Genomic DNA, 16,976 nt, shown 5'->3' on the forward strand with positions numbered 1-16,976 from the left:
GATAGCGACCCGCTGGCCGGGCAGCGGCTGATCGTGGCGCTGGATCTGGATGGCGACACGCGCGAGGCCAAGGTGCGGCTGGCGGCCTCGCTCAGCGAAAGCGAATTGCGCGGGCTTTATGGCGATCAGATCGCGTGGCACGACATCTGCGAATGGTCGCGGCGCGAGCGGCGGGTGCTGACCCGGCGGCGCGAGATGTTCGGCGCGCTGGTTCTGGCCGACCAGCACTGGAAGGATGCCCCGCCCGACATCATCGCCCGCGCCATGCTGGACGGGGTGCGCGAACTGGGCCTGCCGTGGAACGACGCGGCGCGGCGCTATCAAGCGCGGGTCGAACTGTTGCGCGGCGAAGGTTCAGACCTGCCGGACCTGTCGGATGCCGGGCTGATGGTGCGGCTTGAGGATTGGTTGTTGCCGCATCTGACCGGGGTGAAATCGGCTGAGGATCTGAAACGGTTTGACCTGTTGCCAGCGCTTCAGGCGGCGCTGGATTGGGATCAGCAGCAACTGGTGGCGCGGCTGGCGCCGTCGCATTTCGAGACGCCCTTAGGTCGGCGTGTGCCGATTGATTACAGCGGCGAAGCGCCGGAAATCACCCTGCGCCTGCAGGAAATGTTCGGCGTGACCACGCATCCGACCATCGGCCCCAAGCGCCTGCCGCTGCGGATCACCCTGTTGTCGCCGGCCCAGCGCCCGGTTCAGACCACGATGGATTTGCCCGGTTTCTGGGCGAATTCCTATGCCGATGTGCGCAAGGACATGCGCGGACGCTATCCGCGCCACCCCTGGCCCGACGATCCGACCCAGGCCGATCCGACTTTGCGGGCCAAACCGCGCGGAACCTGAGGAAATTTGCGGATTTCCGCCGTTTCCCTCTTTTGTGGCCGGTGAATTTGGCGCAATCTTCGGAAAAGAGCAGCAAATCAACAACGCAATGATGCAAAAAGCCGTCAAACTAACGTGGGACTCGGTGGTCCAACCGCTTTTGAAACGCCCGCCAGCGTTGCAGGTGGCCGCGTTGTGTTATCGCGCCCGCAAGGGTCAGGTCGAGCTGCTGCTGATCACCTCGCGCGGGACCGGGCGCTGGATCATCCCCAAGGGCTGGCCGATCGACGGCCGCGACGGCCCCGGCACGGCGTTGCAGGAAGCGTGGGAAGAGGCCGGGATCAAGGTCGGCCGGGTTTCGTCCGCCGCGATTGGCCAGTTCGCGTATGGCAAGCGGCTGGAAAACAACGCCGTGGTTCCCTGTCTGGCCGAGGTCTATGCCCTGCGCGTCGACAAGATGAGCAACGACTTTCCCGAACGCAAACAGCGCCGCCGCAAATGGGTGACGCCGAAACGCGCCGCGAAAATGGTCGACGAGCCCGAGTTGAAAGAGCTGCTGCGACATTTCACTCCGCCGCACCATCCGTGATGAACGGTTGATCCGCAAAAGATTCGCGGATACCAGCGACCCCGCAACATAACGACTTTGTGACAATGGTCGCGGACGGGGGGCAGCATGGCAATCGATCCAAGCAACAATCAGTGGAAAACACTGGACAAGGATCTGGGTCGGATCAGTCAGGTTGAATACGCCGTTCAATATGTCTCGCGCCCGATGGTGGGTGTCGGCGTGGCGCTGGCGTTCATTGTGGTGGCGGCACTTGGGGCGCTGTTGTTCTTTGGCCAACAACCGTCCTCGTATGTGGTGATCGCGGCGGCGGCGTTCGGGGCATATATGGCGCTGAATATCGGCGCCAACGATGTGGCCAACAACATGGGGCCGGCGGTCGGGGCGAATGCGCTGACCATGGGCGGGGCTATTGCCATTGCCGCAATCTTTGAAAGCGCCGGGGCACTGTTGGCCGGGGGCGACGTGGTGTCGACGATCTCGAAAGGGATCATTGATCCGGCCAGCGTCGAAGATGCGCAGGTGCTGATCTGGGCGATGATGGCGGCGCTGATTTCCTCGGCTTTGTGGGTGAACCTTGCAACGATGCTTGGCGCGCCGGTTTCGACCACGCATTCAGTCGTGGGCGGGGTCATGGGCGCGGGGATCGCCGCCGCCGGGCTGGGCGCGGTCAACTGGCCGACGATGGGCACTATCGCCCTAAGCTGGGTGGTATCGCCGGCGCTGGGCGGCCTGATCGCGGCGCTGTTCCTTGCCTTCATCAAGGCCAAGATCATCTATACCGAAGACAAGATCGCCGCCGCGCGCCGCTGGGTGCCGGTGCTGATCGGCATAATGGCCGCCGCATTCGGCGCCTATCTGGCGCTGAAAGGCCTGAAGAAAGTCATCAAGATCGACCTCGAACATGCGCTGCTGATCGGTCTGGTCTCGGGGGTGGTGTTCTATGCGATCAGCGCGCCATTCATCCGCCGCCAGTCCGAAGGTCTGGAAAACCGCAACAAATCGCTGAAAAAGCTGTTCGCCCTGCCGCTGGTCTTCTCGGCCGCGCTGCTGTCCTTTGCCCATGGCGCCAATGACGTCGCCAACGCCGTCGGGCCGCTGGCCGCCATCGTCCACGCCGCCGAGTTCGGCGCCTTTGCCGGCAAGGTGTCGATCCCGACCTGGGTCATGGTGATCGGGGCGTTCGGCATCTCGTTCGGGCTGTTCCTGTTCGGCCCCAAGCTGATCCGCATGGTCGGCAGCCAGATCACCAAGCTGAACCCGATGCGCGCCTATTGCGTGGCGCTGTCGGCGGCCTTTACCGTGATCGTCGCCAGTTGGCTGGGCTTGCCCGTCAGCTCGACCCATATCGCGGTCGGCGCGGTGTTCGGCGTCGGGTTCTTCCGCGAATGGCACGCCGAGCGCCGCACCCGCGCCAACAGCCACAAGCGCGGGCCGGGCAAAAGCATCGCCCCCGAGGAACGCCGCCGCCGCAAGCTGGTGCGCCGGTCGCATTTCATGACCATCGTCGCCGCATGGGTCGTCACCGTCCCGGCCGCTGCGCTGATGTCCGGGGTGATCTTTCTGGTTCTCGAAGCGGTGTTCGTCTAAGGCCGGGGGCCGCGCGCCCCCGCCCCTTACACAGCATATTTACACCGGCGCCAAACGGCGTTATCAGCGCCGCCATGATCGACCAAAGCACCCTTCTTTCGCTGTCCCGACGCCGACGCACCCGCGCCTGACGTCCGATCCTGCGTGGCAACACGCAAAAACCCACCTGAAATCGTTGACTTGCCCCGTGGCCTTTGGCACCAATCGGGCTTCTGTTTTTCAAGGACTCTTCTGATGATCCCGTCCATTCTGCCGACCTATAACCGTGCTCCAATCAGCTTTGTCAGTGGCGAAGGCGCCTGGCTGACCGCGACGGATGGCAGCCGATATCTGGATATGGGCGCGGGCATCGCCGTGAACGCGCTGGGTCATGCGAACCCCGATCTGGTCGCCGCTTTGACCGAGCAGGCGGGCAAGCTGTGGCACTTGTCGAACCTCTATCAGATCCCGCAGCAACAGGCGCTGGCCGATGCTTTGGTGGATCAGACCTTTGCCGACACGGTGTTCTTCACCAACTCGGGCACCGAGGCCTGTGAATTGGCCGTGAAGATGGCCCGCAAATACTGGTATGACAAAGGCCACCCCGAACGCACCAAGATCATCACCTTCGATGGCTCGTTCCACGGCCGGTCCTCGGCAGGCATTGCCGCCACCGGCACCGAGAAGATGACCAAGGGCTTTGGCCCGCTGCTGCCCGGATTCGTGCATCTGAAATTCGGCGATCATCAGGCCTTGGCCGAGGCGATGAAAGACCCCGAGGTCGGCGCCGTGCTGATCGAACCGGTGCAAGGCGAAGGCGGCATCCGGCCGGTGCCGGATCAATGCCTGAAAGGCCTGCGCGACGCCTGCGACGAAAGCGGCGCCCTGCTGATCTTGGACGAGGTGCAATGCGGCATGGGCCGGACCGGCAAGCTGTTCGCGCATGAATGGGCGGGCATCACCCCGGACATCATGATGGTCGCCAAGGGCATCGGCGGCGGCTTTCCTCTGGGCGCGGTTCTGGCGACCGAGGACGCTGCCAGCGGCATGGTCGCGGGCACCCATGGCAGCACCTATGGCGGCAACCCGCTGGCTTGTGCCGTGGGTCTGAAGGTCATGCAGATCATCAGCGATCCCGCCTTTCTGGCCGAGGTCAACCGCAAGGCCGGCCTGCTGCGGCAAAAGCTGGAAGGTCTGGTCGCCGCGCATCCCGGTGTGTTCGAACTGGTGCGCGGCGCGGGCCTGATGCTGGGGCTGAAATGTGTGGTGCCGGTGGCCGATCTGGTCGCTGCCGGTTATGCCCAGCATATCCTGACCGTGCCCGCCGGGGACAATGTGGCGCGTCTGTTGCCGCCCCTGAACCTGACGGATGACGACATTTCCCAAGCCATTTCGCGGCTCGATGCCGCGGCAACAGCGGTCGAAGCCGCAGCGTAATTTTCAGGGGGCGCGGCCCCCAAGGACAGACAGATGAAGCATTTTCTTGATATCAATGCCACCGACCCGGCTGATTTGCGGGCGATGATCGACCATGCCCGGGCGATGAAGGTTGCCCGCAATGGCCGCCCCAAGGGCGCGCCGGATGATGAACAGCCGCTGGCCGGGCAGATGGTTGCGCTGATCTTTGAAAAGCCCTCGACCCGGACCCGGGTTTCGTTCGATGTCGGTGTGCGCCAGATGGGCGGGCAGACCATGGTGCTGTCCGGTCAGGACATGCAGCTTGGCCATGGCGAGACCATCGCCGACACCGCCCGCGTGCTGTCGCGCTATGTCGATATGATCATGATCCGCACGTTTGAAGAGGCCACCTTGCAAGAGATGGCGGAACATGCCTCGGTGCCGGTAATCAACGGCCTGACCAACCGCACCCACCCCTGCCAGATCATGGCCGACATCCTGACTTACGAGGAACATCGCGGCCCGATTAAAGGCAAAAAGGTGGTCTGGGCCGGCGACGGCAACAACGTCTTTGCCAGCTTTGCCCATGCCGCCGGCCAGTTCGGCTTTGACCTGACCTTTACCGGCCCGGCGCAACTGGACCCCGAGCAGGTGTTCATTGACGAGGCCCGCGCCAAAGGCGCCACCATCGAGATCGAGCGCGACCCGGTCCGCGCCGTCGAAGGCGCTGATCTGGTGGTCACCGACACCTGGGTGTCGATGCATGACCCGCAATCGGCCCGCGAGCGCCGCCACAACCAGCTGCGCCCCTATCAGGTCAATGAAGTGCTGATGTCGCGCGCCAAGCCGGACGCGCTGTTCATGCATTGCCTGCCCGCGCATCGCGATGACGAGGCCACAAGCGCCGTCATGGACGGCCCGCATTCGGTGATCTTTGACGAGGCCGAGAACCGCCTGCACGCGCAAAAGGCGGTCATGCGCTGGTGTCTTGAGGTCTGATGACCGACCCGTTCATCCATCACCCCGAACTTCGGGATCGGCTGATTGATCCCGAAGTCTCATTCTATCGCGGCTTTCGCATCGACGAGATGCAGGATGTGATGATCGAGAATGGCCTGCCCATCGGCTGGTGGTATTCGGACGACCACCGCGAGTCGCTGCGCAAACAGGCGCTGGCCGGGCTGGGCGACGCGGATCTGTGGGTGTTCGCCTATGGCTCGCTCATGTGGGATCCGGGGTTTCACTTTGCCGAAATCCGCCGCGCCCATGCGCCGCACCACAGCCGCCGCTTCATCCTGAAAGACGTCAGGGGCGCACGCGGATCGCCCGAGGCTCCGGGGTTGATGGCGGCGCTGGACACCGGCGATGGCTGTGACGGGCTGCTGTTCCGCATCCCGCAAGCCCAAGTCGATCACGAGACCGAAATCCTGTGCCGGCGCGAGCTGGTCGGCCCCGGCTATCTGGCGGTGTTTATCGACACGATCTGCGATGGTCAGCCGATCAGGGCCCTGACCTTTGTCGCCGATCATACAACCGACGCGATGCAGGGCGACCTGACCCGTCAGGAACAGGTCCACCTGATTGCCACCGGGGTCGGCGTTTTTGGCACCAGCCTGGAATATCTCGGCAATATCGTCGAGCATTTCGACCTGCTGGGCATCGAAGACCCGACGCTCAGCGATCTGCTGCGCGATGCACGCGCCTATCGCGCGGCGCTTTAACCCAGCCGCCCGAACAGGCCGTCCAGCCGTTTCGCCTCGTCCGCGACGCCCCATGGCGTGTTCACAATGAATAGCCCGCTGCCGACCATGCCGTGACCAGCGCGGGCGGGCGGGAACCGCACCTCGTGCCGCAGCACACCGGGCAGATCCAGCGCCTCAAGCGCGCGCAGCATCGGTTTATGGGCATTGGTGGTCAGGATCGGATACCACAGCGCGATCACCCCGACATTCCACTTGCGATGCAGCGCCGCGATCTGGCCCGGCAGCGTGGCGTAATCGGTTTTGACCTCATAACTGGGGTCGATCAGCATCAGCCCGCGGCGCGGTGTCGGCGGACACAGCGATTGCGCCAGTTCCAGACCGTCCTGCTGATGCACATGCGCCCCGAACGGCCGCATCACTTGTTTCAGCGCCGCGAATTCGCGCGGGTGCAGTTCGGCCAGATGGATCGAATCCATCGGTCTGAGCATCCCGGCCGCCAACAGCGGCGATCCGGGATAGGCGCTGTCGCCATGATCTGACCGGACCTGCGTCAGCGCCCGGGCATAAGGATGTTCCGGCGGAAACCAGTCAGCCACCCGGATCACACCCTGCGCGGCCTCGCCGGTCTTGACCGCTTCGGGCGCGGTCAGGTCATACAACCCGCGCCCGGCGTGGGTCTCGATATAGCTCAGCGGTTTGTCCTTGCGGGTCATATAGTCCAGCATCACGCACAACAGCGCGTGTTTCTGAACATCCGCCAGATTTCCGGCGTGATAGATATGCTGATAGCTTAGCATCAGGCCTTCAGCCGATAACCCGAGCGGAACCACGCCCAGCACACTGCCATTACCACCAGCGTCACGCCACTGCACACCACAAGCCCCAGCCAGGGCGAGCTGTCCGAGCGCCCGATCATGCCATAGCGCGCCCCGTCGATCAGATAGAACACCGGGTTGAAATGGGTGATCTTCTGCATCAAGGGCGGCATGTTCTCGATGGAATAGAACGTGCCGGACAGAAAGCTCAGCGGCGTGATGACGAAATTGGTGATCGCTGCCATCTGGTCGAACCGGTTCGCAAAGATCGCACCGACGATGCCCAGAACCGACAACAAGGTCGCCCCCAGAAACATGAACACCAGCGCCCAGACCGGATGCTCGATCGGCAGGCCCAGCACCAGCACCAGCACCGCACCGATCAACAGCGCCACCGCCATGCCCCGCGCCACACCGCCTGCCGTATAGCCCAGCACCAGTTCCAGCGGCGACAGGGGCGGCATCAGCGTATCGACGATATTGCCCTGCACCTTGGAAATCACGATGGATGAGGTGGTATTGGCAAAAGCGTTCTGGATCACCGTCATCATCAGGATGCCCGGCGCCAGAAAATGCAGGAACGGCACCCCCATCACCAGCCCGCGTGACGGCCCGATGGCCAGCGCGAAAACCGTCAGGAACAGCCCCGCCGTCACCAGAGGCGCGGCGATGGTCTGGGTCCACACGGCGGTAAAGCGTTTCACCTCGCGCTGGATCAGTGTCGCCAGCCCAAGCCAGTTCACACGTCCAAAGCGGCGCACACCCATTTCGCTGGTCAGATGCATTTCGGTCTCCGATCTCATTAAGGCAGCCTTGCAGGGCTTGTATCCCGGTGCCCCACAAGAATAGAATAGGGGCTAGCCAATTTTTATCGGCCGCCGGAAAAATAAAGTGGTATGCACCCTCCGGCAGCCAACAGCCAAGGAAACACGATGTCCTGGACCGAAGAGCGCGTCGAGACGCTGAAAAAAATGTGGGGCGAAGGCCAGTCGGCCAGCCAGATCGCCAAGGAACTGGGTGGCGTGACCCGCAATGCCGTGATCGGCAAGGTGCATCGTCTGGGCCTGTCCAACCGCGCCGGCAGCACGCCCAGCGCGAAGGCGCCCGCCAAGGACAAGCCCACCACCGCGCCCGAGGCCGCCGCAGCCCCGAAACCCAAGGCCGCGCCCAAGCCCAAGGCCGAACCCGCGACCGAGTCCGCGCGTCCCGAACCGGCAACGGAATCGGCCGCACCCGTGGCGACGATTTCGCCGCGCAAGCAGATCATCCCGGCTGGTCAGCCGCTGCCGCCGCAGCCTTCGGCCAACGAGATCAGCCCCGAGGCCCTGGCCTCGGTCCGCGAAGTGGAAAAGAAAGCCAAGAAGCTGTCGCTGATGGAACTGACCGAGCGCACCTGCAAATGGCCGATCGGCGATCCCGCCACCGAAGATTTCTGGTTCTGCGGTCTGGCGACCCAACAGGGCAAACCCTATTGCGAGGCCCATGTCGGCGTCGCGTTCCAGCCGATGAGCTCGCGCCGCGACCGTAAACGCTGATCCGGCGCCCGCCCACCGACAAATGAAAACCCCGGCCAATCGCCGGGGTTTTGCTTTTTCAGGCTCACTCTTTCTTCAGCAGGTTCCGCAACCCGCGCGCGGCCTCTTCCTTGAGCTTGCGCTTGGCGGCATCCTCAAGCGTTTCGTCGGTCTGGGTCTCGACACCCAGCTTTTCCGCCGCCTTCTGTTTCAGCTCATCGGCCTTTTCATCCCGGCGCTCTTCGATCACGGCATTCACGTCCAGCATGAATTTCGGTTTCGACCACGGCCCAGAAATCCTGAGCGGGATTTTCAGAACCTTGGCGCCGTCCTCGCCGTAAAACGCCTCTGGGACGATGTGATAGCCCATGGTCTGCGCGCCCAGATCGAACTTGCCGTTGCCGTTGACAGTCATCCGGTCGGATTGCATGACCATGTCGTCATTGGTCAGCACCCCGCCCGCGATGATGAAAGTGCCGGTGACACTGTTGAAGATCGTCCGCGCCTGATCCGAGGCCCCCTCGGCCCGGCGCCGCAGCACCGCGTTCATGTCGACGCCGCTCAGTTCGCCCGGCCCCAGCGTAAAACTGCCATCGCCCGACAGGCTGGACATGATCGCCGCCATCGACGCGCCGCTGCCAAGGAATTTCAGCTTCATGTCAGCGGTTGCGCTCAGGCGGCTATAGCCCGCCAGATCGGTCAGCGCCTGTTTCATCGCCACACCGGCAATCGACAGATCGCCCGCGACCGACAGGCCACCCCGGCCATTCACCACGACCGACCCCGTCACCTGCCCCTGATAGGCGGCAAGGCGTTGCAGTTTCAGCGACAGGCGGCGATCGGCCAGCGTTGCCAGCACCTGCGTCGCGCCCAGCCGGGCACTGTCCAGCGCGATGCTGTCAGCGGCAAGCGCCACATCGGCATCCAGCGCGCCCAGCGCCGACACGTCGATCGGCGCCGTAGACCAGCCCGCGCCGACGCCACCGCCGCTGCCACCGCCCGACAGGCCTGTCAGGTCCAGCGCCCCGGTGGTGAATTGCCCGGTCAGATGTGGCCGCGCGCCGCCAAGGATCACATCCGCCGCCCCTTTCAGCGCGTTCGGCCCGAACCGGATATCGCCATCGCGCAGATGCAGCGCACCATCCGCCGCATAGGTCACCTGCCCGAACACCGCCAGCCCCTGAGCCAGTTTCGACGGCAGGTCCGGCGCGGCCTGACCCAGTGCCGTGAACAGCGCTGGCAGATCTGCCAGATCGGCCTTCAGCGCGCCTTCGGCCGACAGCGGTGCCAAACCGGCGCGGCCTTCAAATCCAATGGCGGTTTTCCCGACATCCAGCGCCAGTTCCAGCGGCACGATCCGCCCCTCCAGCGCCGAGGCCACCTTGTCGATCCGGGCCGTGGCCTTGACCTGTTGCCCGTTCACCAAGGCCGTCATCGCCACATCCGCCGCCCCCGCCAGATCCGGCAGTTTCAGCGTCGCATCCAGATCGGTGATTTTCTGCGTGGTCCCGGCGGCATGGTCGATAAAGGTCACTGCGCCATTGCTGATCTGCGCCACATCCAGCGTCACCGACCCGGCCGTGCCGGTGCCGTCATCGCCCGATGCGCTGTCCGCAGCACCACTGCCGATATCCCAGTTCACCCGGCCATCTTTGGCCCGTTCAAGCAGGATTTCCGGCGCCGTCACGGTGATCTTGCGGATCACGATATCGCCGCCCAGCAGCGCCCCGATATCCAGCCCGATCTCCAGCCCTTCGGCCGCCAGCATCGGCGTGTCGCTGGCCCAATCGGCGTTCGACAGGGTCACCGGCCCGGTCGCCATGCCGATCTGCGGCCAGATCGACGGCTTCAACCGCCCGCTCAGCGACAGTTCACGCCCGGTGGACTTGCGGATCTGCTCGCTTGCCAGCGCCGCAACCTTGTCGGCCGGCAACAGGAACAAGCCGCCGAACAGCAACGCCACCAGCACCAACAACGCGATAATAACCCGGATCAACCAGCGCATAGCCCGGCCCCCTGCACATGAATTCACCTGACCGAAAGGTAAGAGCCGCACCAGCAGCAAACAAGCGCTTTACGGGGACGCCAGCAATTAAGCCCGCTTCCCCCGGTCAGGCTTCGCCGCTATATGAGGCGCATGAGCACGAACCCACCGAACCTCCGCCCCGATCTGGCGCCCGCGCCGCGTTTTGACGAGCGTCCGCGCGACGGCCAGCCAACGATTGGCATGGTCAGCCTTGGTTGCCCCAAGGCGCTGGTCGACAGCGAACGTATCCTGACCCGCCTGCGGGCCGAGGGCTATGCGATTTCGCCCGATTACGCCGGGGCCGACGCGGTGATCGTGAACACCTGCGGATTTCTCGACAGTGCCAAGGCCGAAAGCCTTGAGGCAATTGGCGAGGCCCTCTCGGAAAACGGCCGGGTCATCGTGACCGGCTGTCTGGGCGCCGAGCCCGATTACATCACCGGCGCGCACCCGTCAGTTCTGGCCGTCACCGGCCCGCATCAATACGAACAGGTGCTGGATGCCGTCCACGGCGCCGTGCCGCCCAGCCCGGACCCGTTCATCGACCTGCTGCCCGCCAGCGGCGTGAAACTGACCCCGCGCCATTACAGCTATCTGAAGATTTCCGAGGGCTGTAACCACAAGTGCAAATTCTGCATCATCCCCGATATGCGCGGCAAACTGGTCAGCCGCCCGGCGCATGCGGTGATGCGCGAAGCGGAAAAGCTGGTCGAGGCCGGGGTGCGCGAATTGCTGGTCATCAGCCAAGACACCAGCGCCTATGGCGTCGATATCAAACATGCCGAGACCAAGGGGCATCGCGCCCATATCACCGATCTGGCCCGCGATCTTGGGTCGCTGGGCGCGTGGGTGCGGCTGCATTACGTCTATCCCTACCCGCATGTGCGGCAGCTGATCCCGCTGATGGCCGAGGGGCTGATCCTGCCCTATCTGGACATCCCGTTCCAGCACGCCCATCCCGATACGCTGAAACGCATGGCCCGGCCCGCCGCCGCCGCCAAGACGCTGGACGAAATCGCCGCATGGCGCCGCGATTGCCCCGATATCACCCTGCGCAGCACGTTCATCGTCGGCTTTCCCGGTGAAACGGAGCAGGAATTCCAGACCCTGCTGGACTGGATGGACGAGGCGCAACTGGATCGCGTCGGCTGTTTCCAATACGAAAACGTCGCCGGGGCGCGATCAAACGACCTGCCCGACCATGTGCCGGACGAGGTCAAACAAGACCGCTGGGACCGGTTCATGGAGAAGGCTCAGGCGATCTCCGAGGCCAAGCTGGCCGCTAAGGTGGGCCAGCGGATCGACGTCATCATCGACGATATCGACGAAGACGGCATCGCCACCTGCCGCACCAAGGCCGACGCGCCCGAGATCGACGGCAACCTCTTTATCGACGAGGGCACCGAAGGTCTGTCCGTTGGCGACATCGTGACGGTCGACGTGGACGAAGCCGGGGAATACGACCTGTGGGGGGCGCCGAGCCCCAACGCCTGACAGCGACGCGGCCATCGCGCCGATCAGTCCTTTGCGACCTCTTCAGCCTCTTCGGCAATGGCGTCGGGTGACACTTCGGCCGCGCTGGAGCGATCTTCCTTGATCTTCGGCGCGGCTTTGCGCCATGCCGACAGTTCTTGCCCGATTTCCCGGTAAAAAGCAGGGACGACATCCTCGAGATCGACGATGAAATTGGTCTGTTGCGTGAACCGCGCGCCCAACCTGCGAGCATAGAAAATATGGAAGGATGAGACCTGCAGGGTGCCTTTGTCGCGTTCGCAAATCGTCACATCCTCGATCAATTCCTTGACCGAGTATTGGGTTGCCTCACTGCGACCGGGCCAAATCAGACGGACGTGCAGATCGTCGATTTTGTCGGATTTTATCTGCCGCAACAGCCAGTTCACGCGCGCACGGGACGATACCTTGTCTTCGGGCGCGCGCAGGGTCATCCCGACATCAATCGTCCGGCGAGGGATGTCAGCGGTGACTTCGATGGGCGCTGCGGCATCCACGATTTCAAGGCAGGTATATAGCCGCCGGTCTTCGCGCAGACGGGCTAGCTCATCCTTCAGGCGTTCGCCGGGGTCGTTGACATGTTTGCGCGGCAGCTTTTCACGGACTGCGGTCTCGGTCTGCCGACTCAGGATCAATGACAGGTCTTTCGTCTCTTGATGCCATGCCTCGAGAACCGCCACCGCTTCCGGAGATTTTGCCGGGATCGACCCGCCAGCGGACACAAGTCGGTTCAATTCGGTCCATTCCGGCGGCATTCGGTCAAACCCGTGAACCCCGGCGCTTTCGTGCGTCAGGAACCGTCGAAGTTCATTCAACAGAAGTTCCTGATCCTCATCCGCTATTTCAGCATTGTTCAGCAACAAATCCGCTGTCGTCAGCACGAACATCCATGACCAATGATAGACCGGGATCTTGGAGCGGCTCTTGCGCACCTCGGCGATGGGATGGTTTGTCGGGACTGTCGCAAACTGGTTCGAGACCGTGATGACACAGTCAATCCCGTGCTCTTTGGCCAGCGCGCGGTAGCGCTCGATCTGCTCAACATCCAAATTGTTGTTGCCAACTTTGGCCTCAACAAGCGCGCTCCAGGTTCGGCTTCCGGTCCTGACAATAATCAGACCGTCAGGCCGATCTTTCATGGCATCTTTCTGGCCGTGGAAAACAACCTCGGTATAGGTTTCGATCTTGGCGCGCTTTCCGAATTTTTGACCGACCGCGGCCAAAAGTTCGGTGCCGAACTCGTTCACCTTGGATAAGCAGGCCAAAACAATCGATGTGGTCCGCCCCTCTTTCGAGGTTGTCGACAAAACCGGGAACAGCCGCGCTGGCTCCCCCTGCGAAAGAAATTCAGGACGCCCCATGTAATCACCCCTCCAACACCACTACCCTAAGTAGAAGCCCCGAAAAGATTTCAATCAAGTATTAGTTTTCCCCAAGGTTATACCGCCCCCAAACTCCCCACACTTTCCCCCCTTCATCTTGCCCGCGCCGTGACGTAACCTGTCGCCATGACAACAGGTTCTTCCTCCAGCACTCCGCCTGATCCTGCGCCCGTGGCGACCGGACGCAAGCGCAGCCCGACGCAGCGGCGTAAGGGCACGCCGCTGAACGAGCAGGACTGGGTCGATGCGGCGATGAAGATTCTGGTCAATGAGAACGTGCGCGGCATCCGTATCGACACGCTATGCGCCAAGCTGGGCGTGACCAAGGGCAGCTTCTATTGGCATTTCGGCGCCCGCAACGACCTGCTGGTGGCGATGCTGAAAACATGGCGGCGCAAGATGACGTTGAACGTCATCAAGTCCATCACCCTGTCCGGCGAAACCGCGCGCGAGCGACTGCGCATCCTGCTGGCCTTGCCGCGCCGCAAGAACTCGCCCGCCAATGCCCGGATCGAAATGAGCATCCGCGACTGGGCCCGCCGCGTGCAGATGCCGAAAGAGGCCGTGCAAGAGGTGGACCTGATCCGCATGGATTACTTCACCCGGCTGTTCCGCGACATGGGGGTCGACGACACCGAAGCCGAAAAGCGGGCCTACATCACCTATTGCCTGATGATGGGGGATTCGGTGCTGCACCAAACCCTGCCCGGCGCGCATCGCGATGCGTTCCTTGATGGCGCGATGGAGCTGATCACCTATGGCGCCCCGGACCAGGGCCGCGCCGCCGCGCCTGTGCCGGGCGAACCCGATCCGGACGATTGACGGCCAGGGCTAGCTGTCGCGCAACGCCTCGAAATCCACTTTCAACGCACAATATCCCGGTGCAGATTTCGCGCCCCGGCCCTGCATCGCCATCCATTTCAGACAGGCATCGGCATGGGCGCAAAGATAGCATTCCGCAATCAGCGCCTCATACCGCGACCGCAACAACCGGCCCGATTGCAACGCGCCGTTCAGATCGACCCCGACGCTGCGGGCCATGCCCTGAGTCTGCCAGAAATGGCGCGACAAGCGCGTGCTGTCCTGCATTTCGAACCCTCCCGAACAGACGGTTCAGTTCCGGCGCAAAACCACGAACTGGTCCTTGTTGCGGCAATAGTCCGGCGCTTGGGTCGCCGATCCCGGCGCGGTCGCGGCCAGCGTGCATTTACAGGCCTCGGCCTCCAGACAGCCAACGCAACGTTCGACCATCACGTCGACATCTTCGGGTGTCAGGGTGCCGCGCTGCTCGGCCTCTTCCAGATCGACGCTCAGCGCGTCCGCCATCCGGGTCACAAGCTCGCGGTGTTCTTTTAGTTTCGCAAAACCAAACATCTGGTCTCTCCTATCGGAATTACCCGATCAGGAAACCAGACTGCGCCGGGGCTGACTTTGATCCGGGTCAAACCCGGTCAAAGACTATCGACAACATCCTGCACCACCTTCAGCCGTTTCGAGTTCGGCGGGTGGGTGCCCAGCATCTTGTTGCCGGGATCGTCCATGCGGTTGAAATACTGCGCCCCATGCAGCGGATCATACCCCGCCTGCGCCGCGATCACCGTGCCAAGCGCATCGGCCTCCAACTCCATCTCTTGCGAAAACGCCAGCGCGCCCAGATATGCCCCGACCTCGCGCGCCTTTTCCCTTTCACGTTCGCTGGCACCGCGCCTGGCCGCCTCTTCGGCCATCAGATCGGCGCCGATGGCGGCGTTTCTTTCCTGTTCGGCCAGATGGGCCAGAATGTGATGCGCGGCTTCATGGCCCAGCACAAAGGCCAGCTCATCGACATTGCGGGCATCGGCGATCAGCGCCACGGTAAAGGCGATCACCGGGCGGTTGTTGTCATCCAGACCCTGAAAAGCATTGGCCTCGGCGAACATCGTCGCATCGACACCGATCAGGAAATTACAGTTCATGCCCCGGGTGCGGGCCCGGCATTCGGCCTCGGCCACCGGTTCGACCTTGCGGCGCACGGCCTCGAAATTGTTCAGCGCCGTGGCCATCGACACGCGCGGCTCGACCGCGGGATCAGTGGTCTGAACACAGCCCGCCAGACCCAAGGCCAGCACCAATAGCGAGAATGCTTTCATCCTGTTCTCCACCGATGACCGGCAAATTATGCGACCCGCCCGCTGCCTTGGCCACCGGAAATTCCCTCGCGTTCCTCTTTCCAACGCCGCCGCCTCGGGCTAGCCTGTATTCATGTTTACCATTGAACACGACTTCGACGCGACCGTGATCACCCTTGTTGACGAGGGCCAGCATCACCTTGAAGAAGACGTCACCATTCAGGCCTTTGCCGAATGCATCACGATTGAACAACTGGACCCGCGCACCGACACCGTGATGAAAATCACCCTGTCGATGACCCAGCTCAAGGAACTGGCCGCCGCACTGGACCTGCCCGAAGGCGTCTATCGCCTGTCGAAACCCTAATCCAGAATTCGGAACACCTTGTCGCGCGCCGTGTGGCCGCGCACCAGTTCCAGCCGCGATTTCGGCACGCCCAGCGCCTTGGACAACAGCTTGACCACCGCCGCATTCGCCTTGCCGTCCTCGGGCACCACGGTGACATAGACCCGCAGCACCCCGTCCTCGGACTTGATCATGTTGCGCGAGGCCTTGGGCGTGACCCGCACCGCGATCTCGGCGCCGATCACCGCCATATCCGCCAATTCTGCCGCCGCCACCCTGTTGCTCCTCTTTTTCTTGGATCAAATACTCATCTTCCACCGCGAAAATCACAACCCCCTGACCGGAAGGCGCAGGCTTTTCGCGTGCGGCCCTTGATCCCCGGACCCGGATGGCCGACATGAAGAGCAACGACAGGAGACACGCAATGACCAGCCCGAATGCCGCCGTGATGGATTTTCTGCTGAGCCGCCGCTCGGTGCCCGCCAAGACCCTGACCGGCCCCTACCCCGACCGCGATCAGCTAAGGCCGATCCTGACCGCCGCCGCCCGCAGCCCGGATCACGGCAAGCTGGAACCGTGGCGGTTTATCGTGCTCGAGAAACCGGCGCTGGAACGCCTGTCGACCCGGATTGCGGCGCTGGGGCCGGTTCTGGGGATCGAGCCTGAAAAGATCGAGAAATCCCGCCGCACCTATGCCGACGCCGGTCTGGCGGTGGTGGTGGTGTCCAGCCCGAAACCGTCCGAGAAAGTGCCCGAGATCGAACAGGTCTATTCCGCCGGTGCGGTCTGTCTGGCGCTGACCAATGCGGCGCTGGCCTCGGGCTGGGGGGCGAACTGGCTGAGCGGCTGGGCCTCGTTCGATCGCAGCTTTGCCGAACAGGATCTGGGCCTTGCCCCGGCTGAAAACATCGCCGGGATCATCCATATCGGCACCCCGAAATACGACACGCCCGACCGGCCGCGCCCCGATCTGGACGCGATCACGGTTTGGGTTTCGGAATGATCTTTTCCGACTTCTTCAAGGCGCTGGCCCAGTTGCGCGATCCGCGGTTTCGCCGGGTGCTGTGGCTGGGCCTTGGCCTGACGCTGCTGTTGCTGATCCTGATGACAACCGGTCTGGTGGGTCTGGCGCAATGGGCGTTGCCGGATCAGACCCTGCTGCCGCTGATCGGCGAGGTGAATTGGGTCGGCGATCTGGTGTCGCTGTTCA

At 63.1% G+C, this 16,976-nt stretch carries 19 protein-coding genes and 1 pseudogene; 12 read left to right on the forward strand and 8 right to left on the reverse strand.

Translation table 11 applies throughout. The annotated features are described in order from the left end of the window. The 6 genes from ABYW26_RS01895 to ABYW26_RS01920 form a co-directional block, all read left to right on the forward strand. The coding region (locus tag ABYW26_RS01895) for an ATP-dependent helicase C-terminal domain-containing protein (RefSeq protein ID WP_372603033.1) at positions 1 to 846 on the forward strand (846 nt) is incomplete at its 5' end. A gap of 124 nt (positions 847 to 970) precedes the next feature. After that, positions 971 to 1,414, forward strand: a complete 444-nt coding sequence (locus tag ABYW26_RS01900) for an NUDIX hydrolase (protein ID WP_372603034.1) — start codon at positions 971 to 973, stop codon at positions 1,412 to 1,414. A gap of 87 nt (positions 1,415 to 1,501) precedes the next feature. After that, positions 1,502 to 2,983, forward strand: a complete 1,482-nt coding sequence (locus tag ABYW26_RS01905; RefSeq protein WP_372603035.1) for an inorganic phosphate transporter — start codon at positions 1,502 to 1,504, stop codon at positions 2,981 to 2,983. Positions 2,984 to 3,217: 234 nt separating this feature from the next. Continuing rightward, positions 3,218 to 4,399 carry an aspartate aminotransferase family protein gene (locus tag ABYW26_RS01910; RefSeq protein WP_372603036.1) on the forward strand — a complete coding sequence of 394 codons (1,182 nt, stop codon included), beginning with the start codon at positions 3,218 to 3,220 and terminating at the stop codon, positions 4,397 to 4,399. Positions 4,400 to 4,432: 33 nt separating this feature from the next. Then, complete coding sequence (argF, locus tag ABYW26_RS01915; RefSeq protein WP_372603037.1) at positions 4,433 to 5,359, forward strand: ornithine carbamoyltransferase; 927 nt, start codon at positions 4,433 to 4,435, stop codon at positions 5,357 to 5,359. Continuing rightward, positions 5,359 to 6,081, forward strand: a complete 723-nt coding sequence (locus ABYW26_RS01920; RefSeq protein WP_372603038.1) for a gamma-glutamylcyclotransferase — start codon at positions 5,359 to 5,361, stop codon at positions 6,079 to 6,081. The genes argF and ABYW26_RS01920 overlap by 1 nt, the downstream gene beginning before the upstream one ends. Here ABYW26_RS01920 and ABYW26_RS01925 read toward each other — a convergent pair. Then, the gene (locus tag ABYW26_RS01925; protein WP_372603050.1) at positions 6,078 to 6,860 is read right to left on the reverse strand and encodes a 23S rRNA (adenine(2030)-N(6))-methyltransferase RlmJ; all 783 of its coding nucleotides are present in this window, start codon (positions 6,858 to 6,860) and stop codon (positions 6,078 to 6,080) included. The genes ABYW26_RS01920 and ABYW26_RS01925 overlap by 4 nt on opposite strands. Continuing rightward, the gene (locus ABYW26_RS01930) at positions 6,860 to 7,681 is read right to left on the reverse strand and encodes an ABC transporter permease (protein ID WP_372603039.1); all 822 of its coding nucleotides are present in this window, start codon (positions 7,679 to 7,681) and stop codon (positions 6,860 to 6,862) included. The genes ABYW26_RS01925 and ABYW26_RS01930 overlap by 1 nt, the downstream gene beginning before the upstream one ends. A gap of 129 nt (positions 7,682 to 7,810) precedes the next feature. Here ABYW26_RS01930 and ABYW26_RS01935 point away from each other — a divergent pair, with 129 nt between their 5' ends. Beyond that, positions 7,811 to 8,413, forward strand: coding sequence for a GcrA family cell cycle regulator (locus ABYW26_RS01935; RefSeq protein WP_372603040.1), 603 nt, complete (start codon positions 7,811 to 7,813; stop codon positions 8,411 to 8,413). A 64-nt stretch (positions 8,414 to 8,477) separates the two neighbouring features. On the opposite strand, the gene ABYW26_RS01940 is transcribed toward ABYW26_RS01935, so the two are convergent. After that, positions 8,478 to 10,397 carry an AsmA family protein gene (locus tag ABYW26_RS01940; protein ID WP_372603041.1) on the reverse strand — a complete coding sequence of 640 codons (1,920 nt, stop codon included), beginning with the start codon at positions 10,395 to 10,397 and terminating at the stop codon, positions 8,478 to 8,480. Positions 10,398 to 10,529: 132 nt separating this feature from the next. Between ABYW26_RS01940 and rimO the strand changes: the two genes are divergently transcribed. After that, the gene (gene rimO, locus ABYW26_RS01945) at positions 10,530 to 11,912 is read left to right on the forward strand and encodes a 30S ribosomal protein S12 methylthiotransferase RimO (protein ID WP_372603042.1); all 1,383 of its coding nucleotides are present in this window, start codon (positions 10,530 to 10,532) and stop codon (positions 11,910 to 11,912) included. 23 nt (positions 11,913 to 11,935) lie between these two features. Here rimO and ABYW26_RS01950 read toward each other — a convergent pair whose 3' ends face one another. Then, entirely contained in the window at positions 11,936 to 13,291 is a 1,356-nt protein-coding gene (locus tag ABYW26_RS01950) for a hypothetical protein (RefSeq protein WP_372603043.1), read from the reverse strand. Between the two features lie 192 nt (positions 13,292 to 13,483). Between ABYW26_RS01950 and ABYW26_RS01955 the strand changes: the two genes are divergently transcribed. Next, positions 13,484 to 14,134, forward strand: coding sequence for a TetR/AcrR family transcriptional regulator (locus ABYW26_RS01955; protein WP_372603044.1), 651 nt, complete (start codon positions 13,484 to 13,486; stop codon positions 14,132 to 14,134). Positions 14,135 to 14,143: 9 nt separating this feature from the next. Here the strand turns inward: ABYW26_RS01955 and ABYW26_RS01960 are convergent, their stop codons facing one another. The 3 genes from ABYW26_RS01960 to ABYW26_RS01970 form a co-directional block, all read right to left on the reverse strand. After that, positions 14,144 to 14,401, reverse strand: coding sequence for a DUF6455 family protein (locus ABYW26_RS01960; RefSeq protein WP_372603045.1), 258 nt, complete (start codon positions 14,399 to 14,401; stop codon positions 14,144 to 14,146). A gap of 24 nt (positions 14,402 to 14,425) precedes the next feature. Further along, on the reverse strand, positions 14,426 to 14,686 hold the full coding sequence (locus ABYW26_RS01965) for a DUF6455 family protein (protein WP_372603046.1): 261 nt from the start codon (positions 14,684 to 14,686) through the stop codon (positions 14,426 to 14,428). 77 nt (positions 14,687 to 14,763) lie between these two features. Next, positions 14,764 to 15,441 (reverse strand): M48 family metalloprotease, encoded by a 678-nt coding sequence (locus ABYW26_RS01970; RefSeq protein ID WP_372603047.1) that lies wholly within the window; start codon positions 15,439 to 15,441, stop codon positions 14,764 to 14,766. 112 nt (positions 15,442 to 15,553) lie between these two features. On the opposite strand from ABYW26_RS01970, the gene ABYW26_RS01975 reads away from it, so the two are divergent. Next, positions 15,554 to 15,787 carry a hypothetical protein gene (locus ABYW26_RS01975; protein WP_372603048.1) on the forward strand — a complete coding sequence of 78 codons (234 nt, stop codon included), beginning with the start codon at positions 15,554 to 15,556 and terminating at the stop codon, positions 15,785 to 15,787. Here the strand turns inward: ABYW26_RS01975 and ABYW26_RS01980 are convergent. Then, positions 15,784 to 16,017, reverse strand: a complete 234-nt coding sequence (locus tag ABYW26_RS01980) for a DUF167 domain-containing protein (RefSeq protein ID WP_372603051.1) — start codon at positions 16,015 to 16,017, stop codon at positions 15,784 to 15,786. The genes ABYW26_RS01975 and ABYW26_RS01980 overlap by 4 nt on opposite strands. Before the next feature lie 173 nt (positions 16,018 to 16,190). Between ABYW26_RS01980 and ABYW26_RS01985 the strand changes: the two genes are divergently transcribed. Together ABYW26_RS01985 and ABYW26_RS01990 are read left to right on the forward strand one after the other, a co-directional pair. Continuing rightward, on the forward strand, positions 16,191 to 16,769 hold the full coding sequence (locus tag ABYW26_RS01985; RefSeq protein WP_372603049.1) for a nitroreductase: 579 nt from the start codon (positions 16,191 to 16,193) through the stop codon (positions 16,767 to 16,769). Then, a pseudogene (locus tag ABYW26_RS01990) lies at positions 16,766 to 16,976 on the forward strand (hypothetical protein); the annotation flags it as partial. The gene ABYW26_RS01985 and the pseudogene ABYW26_RS01990, both read left to right, overlap by 4 nt.

The organism is Actibacterium sp., from assembly GCF_041584535.1.
Taxonomy (GTDB): domain Bacteria; phylum Pseudomonadota; class Alphaproteobacteria; order Rhodobacterales; family Rhodobacteraceae; genus Actibacterium_D.